This is a genomic window from Sphingomonas sp. 10B4 (genome assembly GCF_035019905.1).
Classification (GTDB): domain Bacteria; phylum Pseudomonadota; class Alphaproteobacteria; order Sphingomonadales; family Sphingomonadaceae; genus Sphingomonas; species Sphingomonas glacialis.
This window is the reverse complement of sequence record NZ_JASJVC010000558.1, coordinates 1-238: the sequence shown is the minus strand read 5'-3', so window position 1 is coordinate 238 and position 238 is coordinate 1. Positions and strand designations below refer to the sequence as shown.

1 pseudogene is annotated in these 238 nt (G+C 47.5%); it reads right to left on the bottom strand.

The window, feature by feature from the left end:
- Window positions 1-238, bottom strand: a pseudogene (locus tag QN347_RS20865) (arginyltransferase); the annotation flags it as partial.

Genomic DNA, 238 nt, shown 5'->3' with positions numbered 1-238 from the left:
CCACTCACCTTGTATCAAGCCGTCTAGCGGTTTGAAATTGGTCTTGTAAGCCATCTTAGGACTGGCGGCAATCCAGTAGCCCAGATACAGATAAGGCAAATTCAATTCTATGCATTGCTGAATTTGCCACAGCACATTGTAGGTGCCGTAAGACGCATTGCTGTCATCCGGATCATAAAAGGTATAGACCGACGACAAGCCGTCACTCAGGATATCGATGATGCTGACCATACGCAGC